Below are 17,786 nucleotides of genomic sequence, written 5' to 3'. Positions count from 1 at the left end.
GGGACGGACGAGGGGGGACCGGGGGAGATGACCAAGAGGGAACGCGTCGTACGGATGTCGGTCGAGCAGCCCCTGTGGCGTGCGCTCACCGGCTACCGCGTGCTGACCCTGCTGTACGCGATCGGCCTGTTCGCCTCCGCCTACGACGACTACGACCGGCCCGGCGCCGCCATCGCCTACTACGCCGTCCTGACCGTCTGGACGCTGGCGACCCTGCCCCGGGTGCAGAACGCGGCGGTCTGCACCAAGCGCTTCCTCGCCGTCGACCTCGCCCTCGCGGTCACCGGCATCGTGCTGACCCCGCTGGTGGTCACCCAGCAGCACATCGACCGCGGCGGCCCGACCCTGCCGTCGATCTGGACCGCCGGCTCGGTCCTCGCCTTCGCCATCAAGGGCGGCTGGCGCTGGGCCGCGTTCGCCTCCACGCCGGTCGCCGCGGCCAACCTGATCGAGCGCGGCCAGCCGGCCCGCGACACCGTCCACAACGTGATCCTGGTCTGGGTCGCCTCCATCGCCATCGGGTACGTCGTCGAGGTCGCCCGCGCCTCCGAGCGCACCCTCGCCCGCGCCCTGGAGATCGAGGCCGCGACCCGGGAACGGGAGCGGCTGGCCCGGGACATCCACGACGGCGTGCTCCAGGTGCTGGCCATGGTGCAGCGGCGCGCGGCGGTCCTCGGCGGCGAGGCGGCCGAGCTGGGACAGCTGGCGGGCGAGCAGGAGGTGGCCCTGCGCACCCTCGTCTCCGGCGGCCTGGTGCCGCCCTCCCGGGCCTCCGAGGACGCGGCCGAGGGCGCGGTGGTACGCCTGGTCGAGGAGCCGGACGACTCCGGCCCGGTCGATCTGCGCGCACTGCTGGCGCCGTACGCGGCGGCCCGGGTCAGCCTGGCCGAGCCCGGCGCGCCCGTCCCGCTGCCGGCGGGCACCGCGCGCGAGCTGGCCGCCGCCGTCGGCGCCGCCCTGGACAACGTGCGCCGGCACGCGGGCGAGGAGGCACGGGCCTGGATCCTGGTCGAGGACGAACCCGGCGAGATCGTGGTGACCGTACGGGACGACGGTCCCGGCATCCCCCGGGGGCGGCTCGCCCAGGCCGAGGGGGAGGGGCGGCTCGGGGTCGCCCAGTCGATCCGGGGGCGGCTGCGCGACCTCGGCGGCAGCGCCGAACTGGTCTCGGTCCCCGGCCAGGGCACCGAGGTCGAGCTGAAGGTACCGAAGGTCTCCCCGGGGAAGGCGGAGCGGCGATGAGCATCAAGGTCATGGTGGTCGACGACCACCCCATGTGGCGCGACGCGGTCGCCCGGGACCTGGCCGAGTCCGGGTTCGAGGTGGTCGCCACCGCCGGGGACGGCGACCAGGCGGTGCGCCGCGCCAAGGCGGCCGCGCCCGACGTCCTGGTCCTGGACCTCAACCTGCCCGCCAGGCCCGGCGCCCAGGTCTGCAAGGAACTCGTCGGCCACAACCCGGCGTTGCGGGTCCTGGTCCTCTCGGCGAGCGGGGAGCACGCCGACGTCCTGGAGGCGGTGAAGTCGGGCGCCACCGGCTACCTGCTGAAGTCCGCCTCGACCGAGGAACTCCTCGACGCGGTCCGCCGTACCGCCGTCGGCGACCCGGTGTTCACGCCCGGCCTCGCCGGACTCGTCCTCGGCGAGTACCGCAGGCTCGCCTCCGAACCGGCGCCGGCCTCCGGCGCCGGGCGGCCCGACGCGCCCCGGCTCACCGACCGCGAGACCGAGGTGCTGCGCCTGGTCGCCAAGGGGCTGAGCTACAAGCAGATCGCCGAACGCCTGGTCATCTCCCACCGCACGGTCCAGAACCACGTCCAGAACACCCTCGGCAAGCTCCAGCTGCACAACCGGGTGGAGCTGGTCCGGTATGCGATAGAGGCCGGCCTCGACGACGACTGATCAGATTTGATCTGATCCGATCGTCTGTGCCGGGTAAACCAACTGCCCGGCAATTCACCGGAATTGCCGTTCCCGCCCATCCCTGTGTGACCTGGATCACCACTAGCGTGAGCCGCACCAGGCAACCGCGGCGAAGGGACATTTCCATGCGGGTCGGAGTACTGACCGGAGGCGGCGACTGCCCCGGGCTCAACGCCGTCATCCGGGGCGTCGTCCGCAAGGGCGTGCAGGAGTACGGCTACGACTTCGTCGGCTTCCGGGACGGCTGGCGCGGACCCCTCGAAGGCGACACCGTCCGCCTCGACATCCCCGCCGTGCGCGGCATCCTGCCCCGCGGCGGCACCGTCCTCGGCTCCTCGCGCACCAATCCGCTCAAGCAGGAGAACGGCATCCGGCGGATCAAGGACAACCTCGCCAAGCTGGAGGTCGAGGCGCTCATCGCGATCGGCGGCGAGGACACCCTCGGGGTCGCCGCGCGCCTCACCGACGAGTACGGCGTGCCCGTCGTCGGCGTGCCGAAGACCATCGACAACGACCTGTCCGCCACCGACTACACCTTCGGCTTCGACACCGCGGTGGGCATCGCGACCGAGGCGATCGACCGCCTGCACACCACCGCGGAGTCGCACATGCGGGTCCTGGTCTGCGAGGTGATGGGCCGGCACGCCGGCTGGATCGCCCTGCACTCCGGTCTCGCCGGCGGTGCCAACGTCATCCTCATCCCGGAACAGCGCTTCGACGTGGACCAGGTCTGCGCCTGGATCACCTCCCGCTTCAAGGCCTCCTACGCCCCGATCGTGGTCGTCGCCGAGGGCGCCATGCCGAAGGACGGCGAGGCGGTCCTCAAGGACGGGTCGCTGGACTCCTTCGGGCACGTGCGGCTCTCCGGCGTCGGCGAGTGGCTGGCCAAGGAGATCGAGAAGCGGACCGGCAAGGAGGCCCGGACCACCGTCCTCGGGCACATCCAGCGCGGCGGCACCCCGAGCGCCTTCGACCGCTGGCTGGCCACCCGCTTCGGCCTGCACGCCGTCGACGCCGTCCACGACGGCGACTTCGGCAAGATGGTCGCGCTGCGCGGCACCGACATCGTCCGGGTGCCGATCGCGGAGGCCACGGCCAGGCTGAAGACGGTCGACCTCAAGCTGTACGAGGAGGCCGGGGTGTTCTTCGGCTGACGGCACGGCCGCCGTTCCCCCGCTCCGGCCCGCGCCGCCACGCCCACCGCGACGGCGCGGACCGGAACCCCGGCGGACCGGAACCCCGGCGGACCGGAACCCCGGCCGACCGGAACCCCGGCCGACCCGAACCCCGGCCAACCGAACCGCGCCTAGCGGACCGGTCGTCGCTCCGGGGCCGCGCTCGTGCCGCGCAGCCGGCCGATCAGCTCGCGCACCACCGCCGCCCCGTTCAGGGTGAGCACCGACTCCGGGTGGAACTGCACCCCGGCGAATCCCGGTCCCCGCAGCGCGTGCACCTCCCCGTTCGCCGCCCGGCTCACCTCCACCCCGTGCGCCGCCAGCTCCCGCGCCGCCTCCTCGTCGCAGCGCGCCACGAAGCTGTTGTAGAACCCGACGGTCTCCTCCCGTCCGAACAGGTCCACGGTCGTCTGCGCCCCCTGGTACGGCACCTCCTTGCGGACGATCCCCAGCCCCAGCTCCGCCGCGATCAGCTCGTGCCCGAGGCAGACCCCCAGCACCCCGTGCCGGTGCTCCCGGATCACCGTCGCCGTCAGGTCCCGCAGGAACCGCATCTTCGGATCGTCCAGGTCGGACGGGTCACCGGGCCCCGGGCCCAGCACCACGGGCCCCTCGTGCGCGAGCACCGCCGCCCGCAGCCCCGGCGCGTCGTACCGGCGCACGGTCACGTCGAGCCCGCCGGCCCGCAGCACATGCGCGAGCATCGCCGTGAAGGTGTCCTCGCCGTCCACCACCAGCGCGTGCCCGGTCAGCTCGTCCGTCCGCTCCTGCATCCGCAGCCAGAACGGCGCCAGCGAGGCCCGGCGCCCGTCCAGCGCCGCCCGCACCCGCGGGTCGTCGGCCAGCCGGGGCCGCGCCGCGTCCGACCGCGGCCGGGACGGCCCCACGCCCAGGGCCGCCAGTACCCCCGCCGCCTTCGCGTGGGTCTCCGCGACCTCGCTCGCCGGGTCCGAGCCGCGCACCAGCGTGGCGCCGACCGGGACCCGCAGGCGGCCCCGCGCGTCGATGTCGGCGGTGCGGATGAGGATGGGGGAGTCGAGGGTCTGGGCGCCCCCGGAGTCCCGCCCGAGCAACGCCAGCGCACCGGCGTAGTAGCCGCGCCCGCCGACCTCGTGGCGCTCGATCACCCGGCAGGCGTTCTGCACCGGCGAGCCCGTGACGGTCGCCGCGAACATCGTCTCCCGCAGGACCTCGCGCGCGTCCAGCGAGGACTTCCCGCGCAGCTCGTACTCGGTGTGCGCGAGGTGGGCCATCTCCTTGAGCCGCGGTCCGACGACCACCCCGCCCATGTCGCCGACCGTGCACATCATCTTGAGCTCCTCGTCGACGACCATCGACAGCTCCTCGATCTCCTTGCCGTCGGCGAGGAAGCCGAGCAGGTGCTCGGGGGTGGGGCCCTCGGCGGGATAGCGGTACGTGCCGCTGATCGGGTTCATGACCACCGTGCCGCCGGACATCCGGACGTGCACCTCCGGGCTGGCCCCGACCAGCGTCCGGTCCCCGGTGTGCACGACGAACGTCCAGTACGCGCCCCGCTCGCCCTCCAGCAGCCGCCGGAACAGCCCGAGGGCCTCGGCCCGCCCGAACCCGGGGATCTCACCCTCGTACGTCCGCCGGATCACGAAGTTCGCGCCCTCGCCCCGCCCGATCTCCTCGTGCAGCACCCGGCCGACGATCTCGGAGTACGCCTCGTCCTCGACGTCGAAGCCGCCGTCGCGGACGTGGATGTCGTGGGCGGGGAGGGCGGCCAGGGCCTCGGCCAGCGGAATGTGACGTACTACCGTCGGGGTCAGCGCCAGCAGCGGCGTCCCGTCGTCCCGTACGTCGAACCCCCGCTCCCGGATCTGCCGGTACGGCACGAGGGCGAGCGCCTCGTCGGGCAGGTCGGCGAGCCGCTCGTGGGCGGTGACCGGGCCGACCAGGAGCTCGACCGTGCTCTCGTCGTGGCCGGGCGTGCGGCGGCGGAGCAGGGCGAAGGGGCGGTCGTCGTGGAGCAGCTGGGTCAGGTCCATGGTTCCTCTGCCTGGTGGGGCGGGTAAGGGAGGAACGACCCCGGAGAACACCGAAGGCCGCCCCTCGGGCGGCCTTCGCGAAGTCTTGCGTACGCGCAGTCAGTGGGCCGCCGGAGAAGCGGTCCACCACCAGTTCTGGTTCGAAAGCGCGAACATGCCGGGAACCCTACCGCACGCCGCCCTCCGTCCACGGGACAATCACGGCGTCTCACCAGTCGAGCCAGGGAAAAAAGGGTGGACACAACCCCGTAATGTTTACGAGGTGACCGTGAACGCTAAGACCGGCCCGAGCGCCGGCAACACCTGGCGAGACCTGCCCGCGGCGCAGCAGCCCGAGTACCCCGACCCCGAGGCTCTGCGCGCAGTCGTTGCGGAGCTGGAGTCGTATCCGCCGCTCGTCTTCGCGGGCGAGTGCGACCAGCTGCGCGCCCGGATGGCGGCCGTCGCCAAGGGAGAGGCGTTCCTCCTCCAGGGCGGCGACTGCGCCGAGGCCTTCGACGGGGTGTCGGCCGACCACATCCGCAACAAGCTGAAGACGCTCCTCCAGATGGGTGCCGTGCTGACGTACGCGGCGTCGGTGCCCGTGGTGAAGGTGGGGCGGATCGCCGGCCAGTACAGCAAGCCGCGCTCCAAGGGGACCGAGACCCGCGACGGCGTGACGCTGCCGACGTACCGCGGTGACTCGGTCAACGGCTTCGACTTCGACGAGAAGGCCCGGATCCCGGACCCCGAGCGGCTGAAGCGGATGTACAACGCGTCCGCCTCGACGCTGAACCTGGTGCGCGCCTTCACCACCGGCGGTTACGCGGACCTGCGCCAGGTGCACGCCTGGAACCAGGACTTCGTGAAGTCGTCCCCGTCGGGCCAGCGCTACGAGCAGCTCGCCCGCGAGATCGACAACGCGCTGAACTTCATGCGGGCCTGCGGCACCGACCCGGAGGAGTTCAAGACCGTCGAGTTCTTCTCCTCGCACGAGGCGCTGCTGCTGGACTACGAGTCCGCCCTGACCAGGGTCGACTCCCGCACCGGCAAGCTGTACGACGTCTCCGGGCACATGGTGTGGATCGGTGAGCGCACCCGGCAGCTGGACGGCGCGCACATCGAGTTCGCCTCGAAGATCAGCAACCCGATCGGCCTCAAGCTCGGCCCGACGACGACGGCCGAGGACGCGCTGCGCTACATCGACCGCCTCGACCCCGACCGGGAGCCGGGCCGGCTGACGTTCATCGTGCGGATGGGCGCCGACAAGGTCCGCGACAAGCTTCCCGAGCTGGTCGAGAAGGTCACCGCCTCGGGCGCCACCGTGGCCTGGGTGACCGACCCGATGCACGGCAACACCTTCGAGGCGGCCTCGGGCCACAAGACCCGCCGCTTCGACGACGTGCTCGACGAGGTCAAGGGCTTCTTCGAGGTCCACAAGACGCTCGGCACCCACCCGGGCGGCATCCACGTGGAGCTCACCGGTGACGACGTCACCGAGTGCGTGGGCGGCGGCGACGAGATCTTCGTCGACGACCTGCACCAGCGCTACGAGACGGCCTGCGACCCCCGCCTGAACCGCAGCCAGTCCCTCGACCTGGCGTTCCTCGTCGCGGAGATGTACCGCGACCAGTAGGCGGCCGGACATGCGGTGGGGCGCGGATCACATACGATCCGCGCCCCTTCGCACTTTTGCGGTCCGATCGCGCCGGGTAAGGTTAGGTTGGCCTTATCGATCCGGCGGGAGGTGAATCCGCGTGTACGTATGCAGCTGTTTCGGGGTGACCGAGGCGCAGGTCAAGCGGCACGCGGAGGACGGCGCCTGCACTCCCCGCCAGATAGCGTCCGCCTGCAAGGCGGGCACGGACTGCGGTTCGTGCGTCCGTCGTATCCAGGCGATCCTCGGCCGGGGCGCCTGCCCCCGCCGCGAGCTGGCCGACCAGGGCCGTCCGGTGCTCTCCGGCGTCGACGGGCGCGACGGACTCGACGGACTCGACGGACTCGAAGAAGCCGCCTAGGCCCCTGGGCCGGTTCGCCCGGGTCAGCTCTCCGGCTGCTCGATCAGCTGCGCGATGTAGAGCGCCTCGCCGAGCTTCTCCACCAGCTCCAGCTGGGTGTCGAGGTAGTCGATGTGCTGCTCCTCGTCGGCCAGGATGTCCTCGAAGATGTTCGCCGACGTGATGTCGCCCTTCTCGCGCATGACCTTGATGCCGCGCTTGAGGCGGTCGATCGCCTCCACCTCGACCTGGCGGTCCGCCTCGAACATCTCCTTGACGGTCTGCCCCACGCGCACGTGGAAGAGCCGCTGGTAGTTCGGCAGCCCCTCCAGGAACAGGATCCGGTCGGTGAGGACCTCGGCGTGCTTCATCTCGTCGAACGACTCGTGCCGCGTGTACTTGGCGAGCTTCGTCCAGCCGAAGTTCTCCTGCATCTTCGCGTGCAGGAAGTACTGGTTGATCGCGGTGAGCTCACCCGTGAGCTGCTCGTTGAGGAATTCGATGACCTCGGGGTCGCCCTGCATCGCAGAGGCTCCTTCCACCTGGGACGGATGACGTTTGCGGCGCATGATTGCACCGGCACAGAAGATCGTCCAGTAAGTGCGTGCTTAGTAAGTAAGTGCATACTTAGTGCTAGTTGACCGGTTTGGCATCCTGTGGGGGGTGTGCCTGGTCGGGGGCACCGTCCGTGGTCTGTCAGGATGGAAGGCATGGGTCATCCGGTGGAGCACGCGTCCAGAGAAGCTGAGGGGTCCGAGCTTCCGCCGGGACAGCGACTGCAGCGCGGCTGGCCGGTCACCCACTACGGTCCGGTGCCCAAGTTCCGCCCCGAGCGCTGGGAGTTCGGCGTCTTCGGCGCCACCGCCGACGGCGGCAAGCGCGCCTGGAACCACGAGGAGTTCACGGCCCTGCCGTACGCCACCGTGGTCGCCGATCTGCACTGCGTGACGAAGTTCAGCATGCTGGGCGCCGAGTGGGGCGGGATCCCGGCGTGGACCGTCCTGGAGCTCGCGCCGCCGGCCCCCGACGTCACCCATGTGATGGTCTGGGCGGAGTACGGCTTCAGCTCCAACCTGCGGCTGGCGGACTTCGCCGCCGAGCGCACCATCTTCGCCACCCACAAGGACGGCGAACTCCTCACCGCCGAGCACGGCTTCCCGGTCCGCCTGGTCGTGCCCCACCTCTACGCCTGGAAGGGCCCCAAGTGGGTCCGCGGCATCGAGTACATGACCGCCGACCGCCGCGGCTTCTGGGAGGAGCGCGGCTACCACAACGTCGGCGACCCCTGGCGGGAGCAGCGCTACTCCTACCAGGAGGGGCCGGGCGAGGGTCCCGAGTTCTGAGCCGCGCCGGGTTCAGTGGTGGTACCGGTGCACCGCCGTGTGCCTCCTGCCCCGGCCGATCGTCCACCTGTCGACCGGGGCCGTCACCACGAACGCGATCACCAGTGAGACGGTCGGCGAGACCCGGAACGGCGCGTCGTCCGGCTGGGCGTCCGGCGCGGCCGGCCGGACCGGGATCGTGCCGTTGCCGATCGGCTCCATCGCCGCGATCGAGAGGGTGTCCGCGGCCGGCGCCACCCGCAGGGCGGTGCGCGGGCCGACGCCCGCCCTCAGCGCCCCGCGCAGGGTGAGCGAGTAGCCGAAGGCGAACGCCAGTACGGTCGCCGGCAGGGTGGTGGGCAGGTTCCCCCGGCCCAGTCCAGCCCAGCCCAGTCCAGCCCGGCGCGGTGCCGACGACCATGCCCAGCACCTCGCCGGCGGCGCAGCCGGTGAGGCGGTGCAGGGTGGCCTGGACGGCCACGCCCCAGGAGGTGCCGGCCGCCCCCTGGCCGTGGTGCCGCGGGTGCGCGGTGTGTGCCGTGTGCGCGGCGTCGTTGCCGTGCGCGCCGTGCTCCGCATGCTCCGTGTGTGCCGTGTGTGCCGTGTGTGCCGTGTGTGCCGTGTGCCGTGTGCTCGTGCTCTGTGGCCGACCCCCGGTGTCAGGCTGCGGATCCTTCCCGGGGTTCGACATGTGTACCCCCTGGGGGTATACCCGGAACGGGCTGGGCGTCGTTCCGGTAACGGGCGGCACATTCCGTGCCCAGAGCGCTACGCTGAGATCATTGCCTGGCGGGAGACGCGCCGGGCGGAGACGGATCCAAGGGGCCCTTGGGGTTCCGCTTGCGGTCCGGTTCGGGGGCGAGCGGTCGGGGGCGACGGTGGGGCTGTTCGGAGAGCGGCATACCTTCCTGGGGGGACTCCGCCCGGGGGACCGGGAGGCACTCGCGGCACTCGGCACCCGGCACGAGTACCCGCCGTACGGCACGGTCCTCGCGGAGGGCGACCGCACCACGTTCGTGGTGGTGCTGCTCAGCGGCTGGTGCACGGTGTGGACGCCGACGGAGCGCGGCGGCCGGCTGATCCTGGCCCTGCGCCGGGCCGGCGAGGTCGTCGGCGACATGGCGGCGCTCGACGGCCGCCCGCGCAGCGCCTCGGTGAGCACGCTGGGCCAGGTGGCCGCGCTGGTCGTACCCGGTGAGCGGTTCCGGCGGTTCCTGGCCTCCCGGCCGCACGCCAACGCGCTCATGATGAGCCAGCTCGCCGAGCGGCTGCGCAGCGCGGACCACGAACGCCGGTCGCTGGCCTCCATGACCGTGCTGCAACGGCTCGCCGAGCGCCTGGTCGAGCTCGCCGACCGCACCGGCCGGCCGGAGAACGAGGCCGTGACCATACGGCTGCCCCTCGCGCAGCACGAACTGGCCGCGTCCGTGGGCTCCACCCGGGAGGCCGTCGCCAAGGCCCTGCGCCTGTTACGCGAACAAGGCCTCGTCCGCACCGGCCCCGGAACCCTCGCCGTCGCCGACCTGGACCCGCTCCGCCTGCTCGCCGCCGGACAACCGCACGAGACCTAGAGACACCGAGTCCCGCGCGCTGTGTAAACGGCTACAGCGGGGACCGGCCCGCTCCGCGAGCATCGCAGCCACGGAGCCGCTGGTCCGGCGGGACGGCAGGGAGGAGAGAGCGATGGAGGGGGAAGCCGCCTACGGCTTCATCGTCAACGTGGACGCACAGGGGTCGGGCCTGCTGTCCGACACCGAGAAACCCGGGATGCGGCGCAGTCTGTACGACGTCACCGGCCGGGCGTTCGAAGAGGCCGGCATCCGCCCGCCCCGGCTCTACCAGGAGGACCGCGGCGACGGCATCCTCAGCGTGCTGGCGCCCGACGTCCCGCCCAAGCGGGTGGTGGGGGAGTGGCTGGAGTACCTCCACCAGAACCTGAAGGAGATCAACCGCGGCCGGGAGAAACCGCTGCGGCTGCGCGCCGGCCTGCACATCGGCCCGGTCACCGCCGACGCCCACGGCCGCTCCGGACGCGCCGTCGACCTGGCCTGCCGGCTCGGCGACTGCGACACCGCGAAGGCGATCCTCAAGGCCGCGGCCGGCGCGCCCCTGGTGGTGGTCGCCTCCGACCGGCTGTACGAGGACTTCGTCCGGCCCGGCGGACGCTGGGTGGAACCCGCCCACTACCGCCGGCACGACGTGGAGCTCAAGGAGGGCCGCAGGACCGCCTGGTTCATGGTCCCGGGACTCCCCGAGCCGCCCGCCCCGCAGGCCCCGGGAGCGACCGCGCCGGAGCCGGGCCCGCCCGCTGCGAAGACACCCCCCGCGCCCGGCCGGGACCAGTTCGTCCAGAACAACCACCAGTACGGCAACGGCCAGTTCATCGCCACCGGCCACATCGACACCCTGAACATCAACGCCCCCGGCGGTGACCGGTGACCCCGCAGAACCCGCAGCAGCCGGGCGCCGGAGCCCCTCCCAAACCGCCGCCGCAGCAGCCCCAACAGCCGCCGCAGCCCCAGAAGCCCGACCCGGACAAGGGCGCCCAGCCGGCCGCCGAGCAGCCGCAGCCCCAGTCCGACGTCATCGGCGCGGCCGCCGACCCGCACGCCGACGAGACCCTGCCCGGCGAGACGGCCGCCGCCTCCCGGGTCTTCCGCTCCACGGTCAGCCAGCACGGCTCCGGGACCCTCTCCAACTACGGCTCCGTCGACACCGTCAACAACTTCTACGGACAGCGGGCCGAACGCCTGCTGGCCGGCCCGCTGCCCGCCGAGGAACTGCGCAGGCTGCACGACGTCTTCGAGAAACCGGAGGGCTACGCCCGCCACCTCGACCGGCTGCGCGAGGGCCGGCTCCTGGTCCTGTCCGGCCAGCCCGGCACCGGCCGCGCCTCGACCGCCCTGTGCCTGCTGGACGAGGTCGTCCGGGGCAAGGTCGCCCGCCTCGACCCGCGCACCGACCTCGACGCCCTGGAGGACGGCCAGATCAGCGAGGGCCACGGCTACGCCCTCGAACCCGGCGGCGAACTCCCCGACGAGACCGGCCTCGACCGGCTGTGCGAACTGCTCCGCAAGAAGCAGGCGTACGCCGTCCTGCTGGCCACCCCCGAACCCGGGGACGTCCGCCTGCGCGGCAGCCGCTACCACCGCACCCACACCCCGGCCGACCCCGACGCCGTACTCCACCGGCATCTCGCCGCCGAACTGGAGCAGGACAGCCCCGACCTGTACGAGCGGGCCCGCGCCACCGCCCTCGACCCCGACGTGGAGACCGCGCGCGGCCTGGACGACCTGCGGCCCGTCGAGGCCGCCGAGTTCGCGAAGCTGCTCGCCCGCCACACCCGGGGCGAGCTCGGCCACGAGCGGCTCATCGAGGAGTGCGGGCAGTTCGCGATCGTCCAGGCCTCCGAGTGGTTCTCCGGCGGCGCCCGCTCCGAGACCCCGGAGCGGCTCAGGGACGCCGCCTACCGCATCGCCCTCGCCGTGCTGGGCGGGGCCCCGCTCAGCGCCGTCGCCGAGGCCGCCGAGATGCTCGCCTGGGAGCTGACCGTCACCGTCGACCCGGAGGCCACCCCGGGCCGCCCGCTGTTCAGCGACGGCGTCGGCGCCCGGCTCGCCTCCGCCCGCGCCGTCGAGGGCCGGGGCACCGTGGAGGTCGCCACCGAGGTGGTGCCGGTACGCACCGTCCGCTTCGGCGGCGCCGCGCTCGCCGACGCCGTCCTCGGCCACCTCTGGGAGCACCGGCACAACGCGCGCGGGCCCGTGCTGCGCTGGCTCGCCGGACTGTGCGAGGACGGCAGGCCCGAGGTCTGGGTACGGGCCGCCCTCGCCGCCGCCTTCTTCTGCCGGCTCGACCTGGCGCACACCGTGCACGAGATGGTCCAGCCCATGGCCCAGGCCGAGCGCTACCGGCAGCGGCTGTTCGCCGCGACCGTGCTCGACGCGGCGCTGCGCCACCCGGAGGTCTCCACCGCCATCCGCGCCCTGGTCGCCGCCTGGGCCCGGCAGGGCGACGAGCAGCGGCGCTGGACGGCGGCCGTCGTACTGGGCCGGGGCCGCGCCACCGACGGCCCCCGACAGGCCCTGGACCTGCTCGACGGCATCGGCGTCTGGGAGGACGGCACACTGCGGTCGGGTACCGCCGTCCAGGTCGCCCACCTGGCCGGCGTCCACCCCGAGGCCCGCACCCTGCGCCGGATCCGCGCCTGGCTCTCGGACGAACGCCGCCTCCAGCAGGACCTCGGCCTGCAGAGCACGATCTACCTCGGCGCCGTCGACGTCGTCGACCTGTGGAACCAGCACCCCGACCTGACGGGCTACGAGGACTGGCCGCTGATGCTGGCCCTGGCCGCCGTCCGCCCCGCCCTCGCCCCGGAACTCGCCGGGCTGCTGTGGACCGCCCTGCAGACCCCGCGGTCGTACGAGGCCGCCGTCGAGACCCTGTCCGACTGGCTGCGCGGCTGCGCGGACCAGCCCTGGGCCGGCCGTCTCGAACAGTTCCTGCCGCTGCTCGTGCACAGCACCGACGACCGCAACCGGCTGCTGGCCCTCATCAGGGACGTCACCGAAGACCCCGACCAACCACTGAACGAACAGCAGGTCCGCCGCCTGTGGGGGGCGGTCCAGGGAGCGAGTACACCATGACGCACCACCAGTGGCAGCCGTGGCCCCCACAGGAGCAGGAGTTCGTCCTTCCGCACGACCTCGCGGGACCCTTCGTCCGCGAGTTCGCCCCCCAGACCGCCTACCGGCACCGCAACAGCCAGGTGGCCTCGGTGCTCTACTACAAGAACGGCGGACACAGCGTCATCACCGTCCGCGGCGCCGAGCACGTCAACAAGCCGCTGATGGGCAGGCCCACCTCGGTCTGCTGGATCGCCCGCGGCCGGCACCAGGTCTCCTTCCAGCTGGCCCTGCCCACCCTCGGCGACCGCGACCGCTTCCGGGCGGCCGCCGACGTCAACTGGGAGGTGTACGACTTCTACCAGGCCGCCGAGAAGCGCGTGGTCGACGTCGAGCGGATGCTCCGCCCCTCGCTGGAGGCCCGGCTGCGCGGGATCGGCCGCCGCCACAGCCTGGACTCGGCCCAGCAGGTCGACGAGGCCATCCAGGACGAACTCGCCAGCGGCCGCTGGAACGACTTCGGCGCCGATCTCGGCCTCGCCACCCAGGTGTTCGTCCGCATCGACCTCGGCCAGGCCGCCGCCGACCACCAGGCCAAGATGGTCGCGGTGGAGAAGGGCACCCTGGTCCAGGAGGCCGTCGACACCGCCAACAAGGCGCGGATCGCGGCCAACATCGACGACGCGCAGAAGCTGATCAGCGCGGGCGAGACCGTCCAGTACGCCCATCTGCTGGCCGCCGACCCGAGCCGGGCGCACGAGATCCTCGGCGTCCTCCAGCAGCAGGCCCGCGAGCAGCGCCAGGGCGCCCTGGACTACCTCACCAACCTGATCGGCCAGGGCGTGGTCCAGCGCCACCAGATCGACGACCAGGTCCAGGCCCTCATCGACTACAGCCGCACCGTCTCCACCGGCGTCTTCCCCAACGGCCTCCCGCAGGCGCCGACCTCGCTGCCGATACCGCCGATGCCCCCCGCGCCCCCGCTGATGCCGGCCGGCGCCCCGCCGGTGCCGGCCGACGCCGGGCCGCCGGTCCCGCCCGCGCCGCCGTTCGGCGCCATCGCCCCGGACACCATCGCCCCGGACGTCATCCTCTCGGACGCCGTCCCCGGAGAGGGGACGGGGGTGGAGGACGACTCCAGTCCCGAAGCGCGCCGATGAGCGCGGGCGACCCCGCCCCCGACCCCGACGCCGCCGCGCACTACGTCGCCGAACGGCTGCTGCTGACCGTGCGCGAGGATCTGGGCAGGGCGGACGTGAAGGCGTCCGTCCTGCTCTCGGGCGCGGTCGCGGTGCCGGCGCTGGCGTTCGGCCGGGGCACGCCGTCCGGTGTCTCCGGCGTCGCCCTGGCCTTCCTCGCGGCCGGCGGGGCGCTGTGGGCGGCGGGCACGCTGCTGCTGCTCGCGGTGATCGTGCCCCGCACCCGCACGGTCCGGGCCGCACCCGGCCCGACCTTCTACGCCGACGCGCTGGGCGGGATCGACCGGGAGGCGCTGCGCCGCGCCGCGGCCGAGGCCGGGACGGACCGGGTGGGCTGGCTGCTCACCCAGTTCCAGGACGTCAGCGTGATCCTCTCGGCGAAGTACCGCTGGCTGCGCCGGTCGATGGCGCTGCTCGGAGCGGGGCTGCTGCTGGCGGCGGTACCACTGGCACTGGCATGAGCCGCCTGCCGCCTGCCGCCTGCCGCCTGCCGCGTACGGCCTGCCGCCTGCTGCGTACGGCCTGCCGCCTGACGCCGGACGGGTGACACCCCGCCGGGCCGGGGTGTCACCCGTCCCGCAGCCGCTTGAGGCGCTCGACGTCCGCCGCGTGCCCCTCCCTGCCGCCGGGCGTCTCGATGATCAGCGGGACGCCCTCGGTCGCCGGGTGGGTCATCAGCGCGCGGAACGGGTCCTCGCCGATGTGCCCGGAGCCGATGTTCTCGTGCCGGTCCTTGTGCGCGCCGACGACGTCCTTGGAGTCGTTGGCGTGGATCAGCTTCAGCCGTCCCTCGCCGACCGTGTCCACCAGCAGGTCCAGCGTCTGGTGCATCCCGCTCGGCCCGGTCAGGTCGTGCCCGGCGGCGAAGATGTGACAGGTGTCCAGGCAGACGCCCAGCTTCGGATGGGCGTCCAGCGCCTCGAAGTACGGCCCGAAGTCCCAGGTCCGCGAGCACAGCGAGGACCCCTGCCCGGCGGTGGACTCCAGCAGCAGGAACGGGTCGTCGTCGTGGGTCAGCTCGTCCAGCAGCGGCAGCAGGTGCGCCCGTACCTGCTTCAGCGCCACCTCCCGGGCCCGCCCGCCGGTCGCGCTCCCGGTGTGCACCACGACCCCGAGCGCCCCGATCTCCCGGCCGCGCCGCAGCGAGTGCCGCAGCGACTCCACCGACTTCTCCACGGTCGCCTCGGTGTGCGAGCCGAAGTTGATCAGGTACGGGGCGTGCACGTACGCGGGGACCGCCCCCTGCGCGCACGCCGCGCGGAACGCCTCGTCCTGCTTCGGGTTGCCGGCCGGGGTGGCCCAGCCGCGCGGGTTGGCGACGAAGACCTGCACGGTCTCGGCCTTCAGCTCACGGGCGTACGACAGCCCCACCGAGTGCAGGCCGCCGGCCACGGGGACATGGCCGCCGACGGGGTTGCGGGCGGCGCCGGACCGGGCGCCGGCGGTGGGACCGGACTGCTGACTCTTCACCCGTCAAGGGTGTCACGGCGCGGACCGGCGCCGGTCACCGGATGGTGATGGTGATCGTCGACCCCTTGGGCGCCTGCTGCCCGGCGTCCACCGACTGCTTCTTCACGGTGTCGCCGAACAGCCCCAGCAGCCCGCGGTCCTCCTTGACCTGGAAGCCGGAGGCGGCCAGCAGCTTCTTCGCGTCGTCGACACTGGCCCCGACCACGCTCGGCACCTCGACCATCTCCGGGCCCTTGGACAGCGTCAGGGTCACCGTGTCGCCCTGGGCGGCCTGCGCGTCACCGGCCGGGGTCTGACGCGCCACCTGCCCCTGGTCGTACTCGGAGTTGACCTGGGTGGCCGAGACGGTCACCTTCAGCCCGGCCTCCTGGAGTTCCTGCCGGGCGTCGTCCAGGTCCTCGCCGGTGACGTCCGGGACGTCGACCGGGGCGCCCTTGCTGACGACGAGCGCGACGGCGGCACCCGCGTGCCGCTTCGACCCGGCGCCCGGGTCGGTGGAGACCACCGACCCCTTGGGCACGCTGTCGCTGAACTCCCGGGTCACCATGCCGGGCGCGAGCCCGTCGGCCTTCAGCAGCGCCCTGGCCCTGGCCAGCGTCTGCCCCCGCACGTCCGGCACGTTCACGGTCTCCGGGCCGTCCGACACGGTCAGCGTCACCGAGTCGTTGCTGCGGATGCGCTCGCCGGCCGCCGGGTCGGTGCTGATCACCGTGCCCCGCTTCACCGTGTCGCTGTAGGCGTGCTCGACCGACTTGACGTCGAGTCCGGCCTCCTTCAGCCGCTCGGTGGCCTGCGCCTGCGTCTTCGACAGCAGCGGCGGGACCTTGGTGAACTGCCCGGAGTTGATGTACCAGACGCCCGTGCCGACGCCGAGGACCAGCAGCAGGGCCGCGATCAGCGTCGCCGGCCAGCGCCGGGACCGGCCCCCGCGCCGCCGTTCCGGGGCCGGCGGCGCCGCGAACCGGCTGGTCCGCAGGGTGCCCCCGCCGTCCCCGCCGTCCCCGCCGGCCACGGCGTGCCTGGCGTCCTGGTCGTCCTCGTTGACCGGCAGGGGCCGCGGCACGGTCAGCGACCGCGGGATCACACTGGTCCGGTCCTCGGCGATGTCGTGCCCGTTCGCCAGCGCCTGCGGCGGTACGGCGTCCAGCTGCGCGTCGCCGAGCAGGCCGCGGGTCTCCCGCACCCGGGCGAGCAGCGCGACGGCGTCGTAGGGACGGAGCTCGGGGTTGCGGGCGGTACCGAGGGCGACCAGCTCGTCCAGCTCGTAGGCCAGCCCCGGCACGGTGGCCGACGGCGGCGGCACGTCCTCGTGCAGGTGCTTGTAGAGGATCACCGCAGGCGAGTCCCCGTCGTGCGGCTTCTCCCCGGTGAGCATCTCGTAGAGCACGACACCGCAGGCGTAGACGTCGACGCGCGGATCGGCGGCGCCGCTCTCGACCTGCTCCGGCGCGAGGTAGGCGACGGTGCCGAGCACGGCGCCGGTGGTGTTGGTGACGGAGCCCACGGACCGCACCAGCCCGAAGTCGGCGACCTTGACCCGGCCGTCGTCCCCTATCAGCACGTTCTCGGGCTTCATGTCCCGGTGCACGAACCCGGCGCGGTGCGCGGCGCCGAGCGCGGCCAGCACCGGCTCCAGGATGTCCAGCGCGGCCCGCGGCTGCAGCGCGCCGCGCTCGCGCAGCACGTCACGCAGGGTGCAGCCGGCGATGTACTCCATGGCGAGGTACACGTACGACCCGTCGGTCCCCTGGTCGAAGACCTGGACCACGTTCGGGTGGGCGAGGCGGGCGACCGACTTCGCCTCCCGGATGAACCTGTCGACGAAGGAGCCGTCCGCGGCGAGCGCGGGATGCATCACTTTCAGCGCGAGCACACGGTCCAGCCGGACGTCCAGGGCCCGGTAGACCGTGGCCATCCCGCCGACGGCGATTCGCGCGTCGACGCGATAACGGCCGTCGAGCACCTGCCCGACGAGAGGGTCCTGAAGGGTCCTGTCCACGCAGGCGAGTGTACGAGGACAAACCGGCAGTCCCACAGGTGAGACCGCTTTCCCCCGCCGACTGCAGCGCACCTGTGACGCTTCCC

At 72.9% G+C, this 17,786-nt stretch carries 16 protein-coding genes and 1 pseudogene; 11 read left to right on the top strand and 6 right to left on the bottom strand.

Annotated features, from left to right (window positions below; all coding sequences use genetic code 11):
- Window positions 1–27: 27 nt before the first annotated feature.
- The 3 genes from macS to ACZ619_RS04795 all read left to right on the top strand — a co-directional run bounded on the left by macS (window position 28) and on the right by ACZ619_RS04795 (window position 3,076).
- Window positions 28–1,242 (top strand): MacS family sensor histidine kinase, encoded by a 1,215-nt coding sequence (macS, locus tag ACZ619_RS04805; RefSeq protein WP_469594124.1) that lies wholly within the window; start codon window positions 28–30, stop codon window positions 1,240–1,242.
- An 11-nt stretch (window positions 1,243–1,253) separates the two neighbouring features.
- Complete coding sequence (locus tag ACZ619_RS04800; protein WP_469594511.1) at window positions 1,254–1,901, top strand: response regulator; 648 nt, start codon at window positions 1,254–1,256, stop codon at window positions 1,899–1,901.
- A 146-nt stretch (window positions 1,902–2,047) separates the two neighbouring features.
- Complete coding sequence (locus tag ACZ619_RS04795) at window positions 2,048–3,076, top strand: 6-phosphofructokinase (RefSeq protein WP_469594121.1); 1,029 nt, start codon at window positions 2,048–2,050, stop codon at window positions 3,074–3,076.
- A gap of 152 nt (window positions 3,077–3,228) precedes the next feature.
- On the opposite strand, the gene ACZ619_RS04790 is transcribed toward ACZ619_RS04795, so the two are convergent.
- A complete protein-coding gene (locus tag ACZ619_RS04790; RefSeq protein WP_469594119.1) occupies window positions 3,229–5,109 on the bottom strand; it encodes an anthranilate synthase family protein in 1,881 nt (626 codons plus the stop codon).
- A gap of 99 nt (window positions 5,110–5,208) precedes the next feature.
- The gene (locus ACZ619_RS04785) at window positions 5,209–5,265 is read right to left on the bottom strand and encodes a trp operon leader peptide (RefSeq protein ID WP_111582571.1); all 57 of its coding nucleotides are present in this window, start codon (window positions 5,263–5,265) and stop codon (window positions 5,209–5,211) included.
- Between the two features lie 106 nt (window positions 5,266–5,371).
- Here ACZ619_RS04785 and ACZ619_RS04780 point away from each other — a divergent pair, with 106 nt between their 5' ends.
- Together ACZ619_RS04780 and ACZ619_RS04775 are read left to right on the top strand one after the other, a co-directional pair.
- On the top strand, window positions 5,372–6,724 hold the full coding sequence (locus ACZ619_RS04780) for a class II 3-deoxy-7-phosphoheptulonate synthase (RefSeq protein WP_469594116.1): 1,353 nt from the start codon (window positions 5,372–5,374) through the stop codon (window positions 6,722–6,724).
- Between the two features lie 121 nt (window positions 6,725–6,845).
- Complete coding sequence (locus ACZ619_RS04775; protein WP_469594113.1) at window positions 6,846–7,106, top strand: (2Fe-2S)-binding protein; 261 nt, start codon at window positions 6,846–6,848, stop codon at window positions 7,104–7,106.
- Window positions 7,107–7,129: 23 nt separating this feature from the next.
- On the opposite strand, the gene bfr is transcribed toward ACZ619_RS04775, so the two are convergent.
- Window positions 7,130–7,609 (bottom strand): bacterioferritin, encoded by a 480-nt coding sequence (gene bfr / locus ACZ619_RS04770; RefSeq protein WP_469594110.1) that lies wholly within the window; start codon window positions 7,607–7,609, stop codon window positions 7,130–7,132.
- A 186-nt stretch (window positions 7,610–7,795) separates the two neighbouring features.
- Between bfr and ACZ619_RS04765 the strand changes: the two genes are divergently transcribed.
- Window positions 7,796–8,428 (top strand): sulfite oxidase-like oxidoreductase, encoded by a 633-nt coding sequence (locus ACZ619_RS04765; RefSeq protein ID WP_469594108.1) that lies wholly within the window; start codon window positions 7,796–7,798, stop codon window positions 8,426–8,428.
- A gap of 12 nt (window positions 8,429–8,440) precedes the next feature.
- Here the strand turns inward: ACZ619_RS04765 and ACZ619_RS04760 are convergent.
- Window positions 8,441–9,098 (bottom strand): annotated as a pseudogene (locus tag ACZ619_RS04760) (DUF4396 domain-containing protein).
- Between the two features lie 187 nt (window positions 9,099–9,285).
- On the opposite strand from ACZ619_RS04760, the gene ACZ619_RS04755 reads away from it, so the two are divergent.
- The 5 genes from ACZ619_RS04755 (at window position 9,286) to ACZ619_RS04735 (ending at window position 14,692) form a co-directional block, all read left to right on the top strand.
- Window positions 9,286–9,978, top strand: a complete 693-nt coding sequence (locus ACZ619_RS04755) for a Crp/Fnr family transcriptional regulator (protein WP_469594105.1) — start codon at window positions 9,286–9,288, stop codon at window positions 9,976–9,978.
- A 112-nt stretch (window positions 9,979–10,090) separates the two neighbouring features.
- Entirely contained in the window at window positions 10,091–10,846 is a 756-nt protein-coding gene (locus ACZ619_RS04750) for a nucleotidyl cyclase domain-containing protein (RefSeq protein WP_469594102.1), read from the top strand.
- A complete protein-coding gene (locus ACZ619_RS04745; protein WP_469594100.1) occupies window positions 10,843–13,053 on the top strand; it encodes a hypothetical protein in 2,211 nt (736 codons plus the stop codon). Before ACZ619_RS04750 ends, ACZ619_RS04745 begins: the two co-directional genes overlap by 4 nt.
- Entirely contained in the window at window positions 13,050–14,192 is a 1,143-nt protein-coding gene (locus ACZ619_RS04740; protein WP_469594098.1) for a hypothetical protein, read from the top strand. Before ACZ619_RS04745 ends, ACZ619_RS04740 begins: the two co-directional genes overlap by 4 nt.
- Window positions 14,189–14,692, top strand: a complete 504-nt coding sequence (locus ACZ619_RS04735) for a Pycsar system effector family protein (protein WP_469594095.1) — start codon at window positions 14,189–14,191, stop codon at window positions 14,690–14,692. The genes ACZ619_RS04740 and ACZ619_RS04735 overlap by 4 nt, the downstream gene beginning before the upstream one ends.
- Window positions 14,693–14,798: 106 nt before the next feature.
- On the opposite strand, the gene ACZ619_RS04730 is transcribed toward ACZ619_RS04735, so the two are convergent.
- Both ACZ619_RS04730 and pknB read right to left on the bottom strand, forming a co-directional pair.
- On the bottom strand, window positions 14,799–15,701 hold the full coding sequence (locus ACZ619_RS04730; protein WP_469594093.1) for a deoxyribonuclease IV: 903 nt from the start codon (window positions 15,699–15,701) through the stop codon (window positions 14,799–14,801).
- Between the two features lie 34 nt (window positions 15,702–15,735).
- Window positions 15,736–17,700: a Stk1 family PASTA domain-containing Ser/Thr kinase gene (gene pknB / locus ACZ619_RS04725; protein ID WP_469594090.1), complete on the bottom strand. Its 1,965-nt coding sequence runs from the start codon at window positions 17,698–17,700 to the stop codon at window positions 15,736–15,738.
- Between the last annotated feature and the right edge of the window lie 86 nt (window positions 17,701–17,786).

The sequence above is a fragment of the Streptomyces sp. NPDC104367 genome, from assembly GCF_055583825.1.
This window is presented reverse-complemented; position numbering and strand designations above follow the sequence as displayed.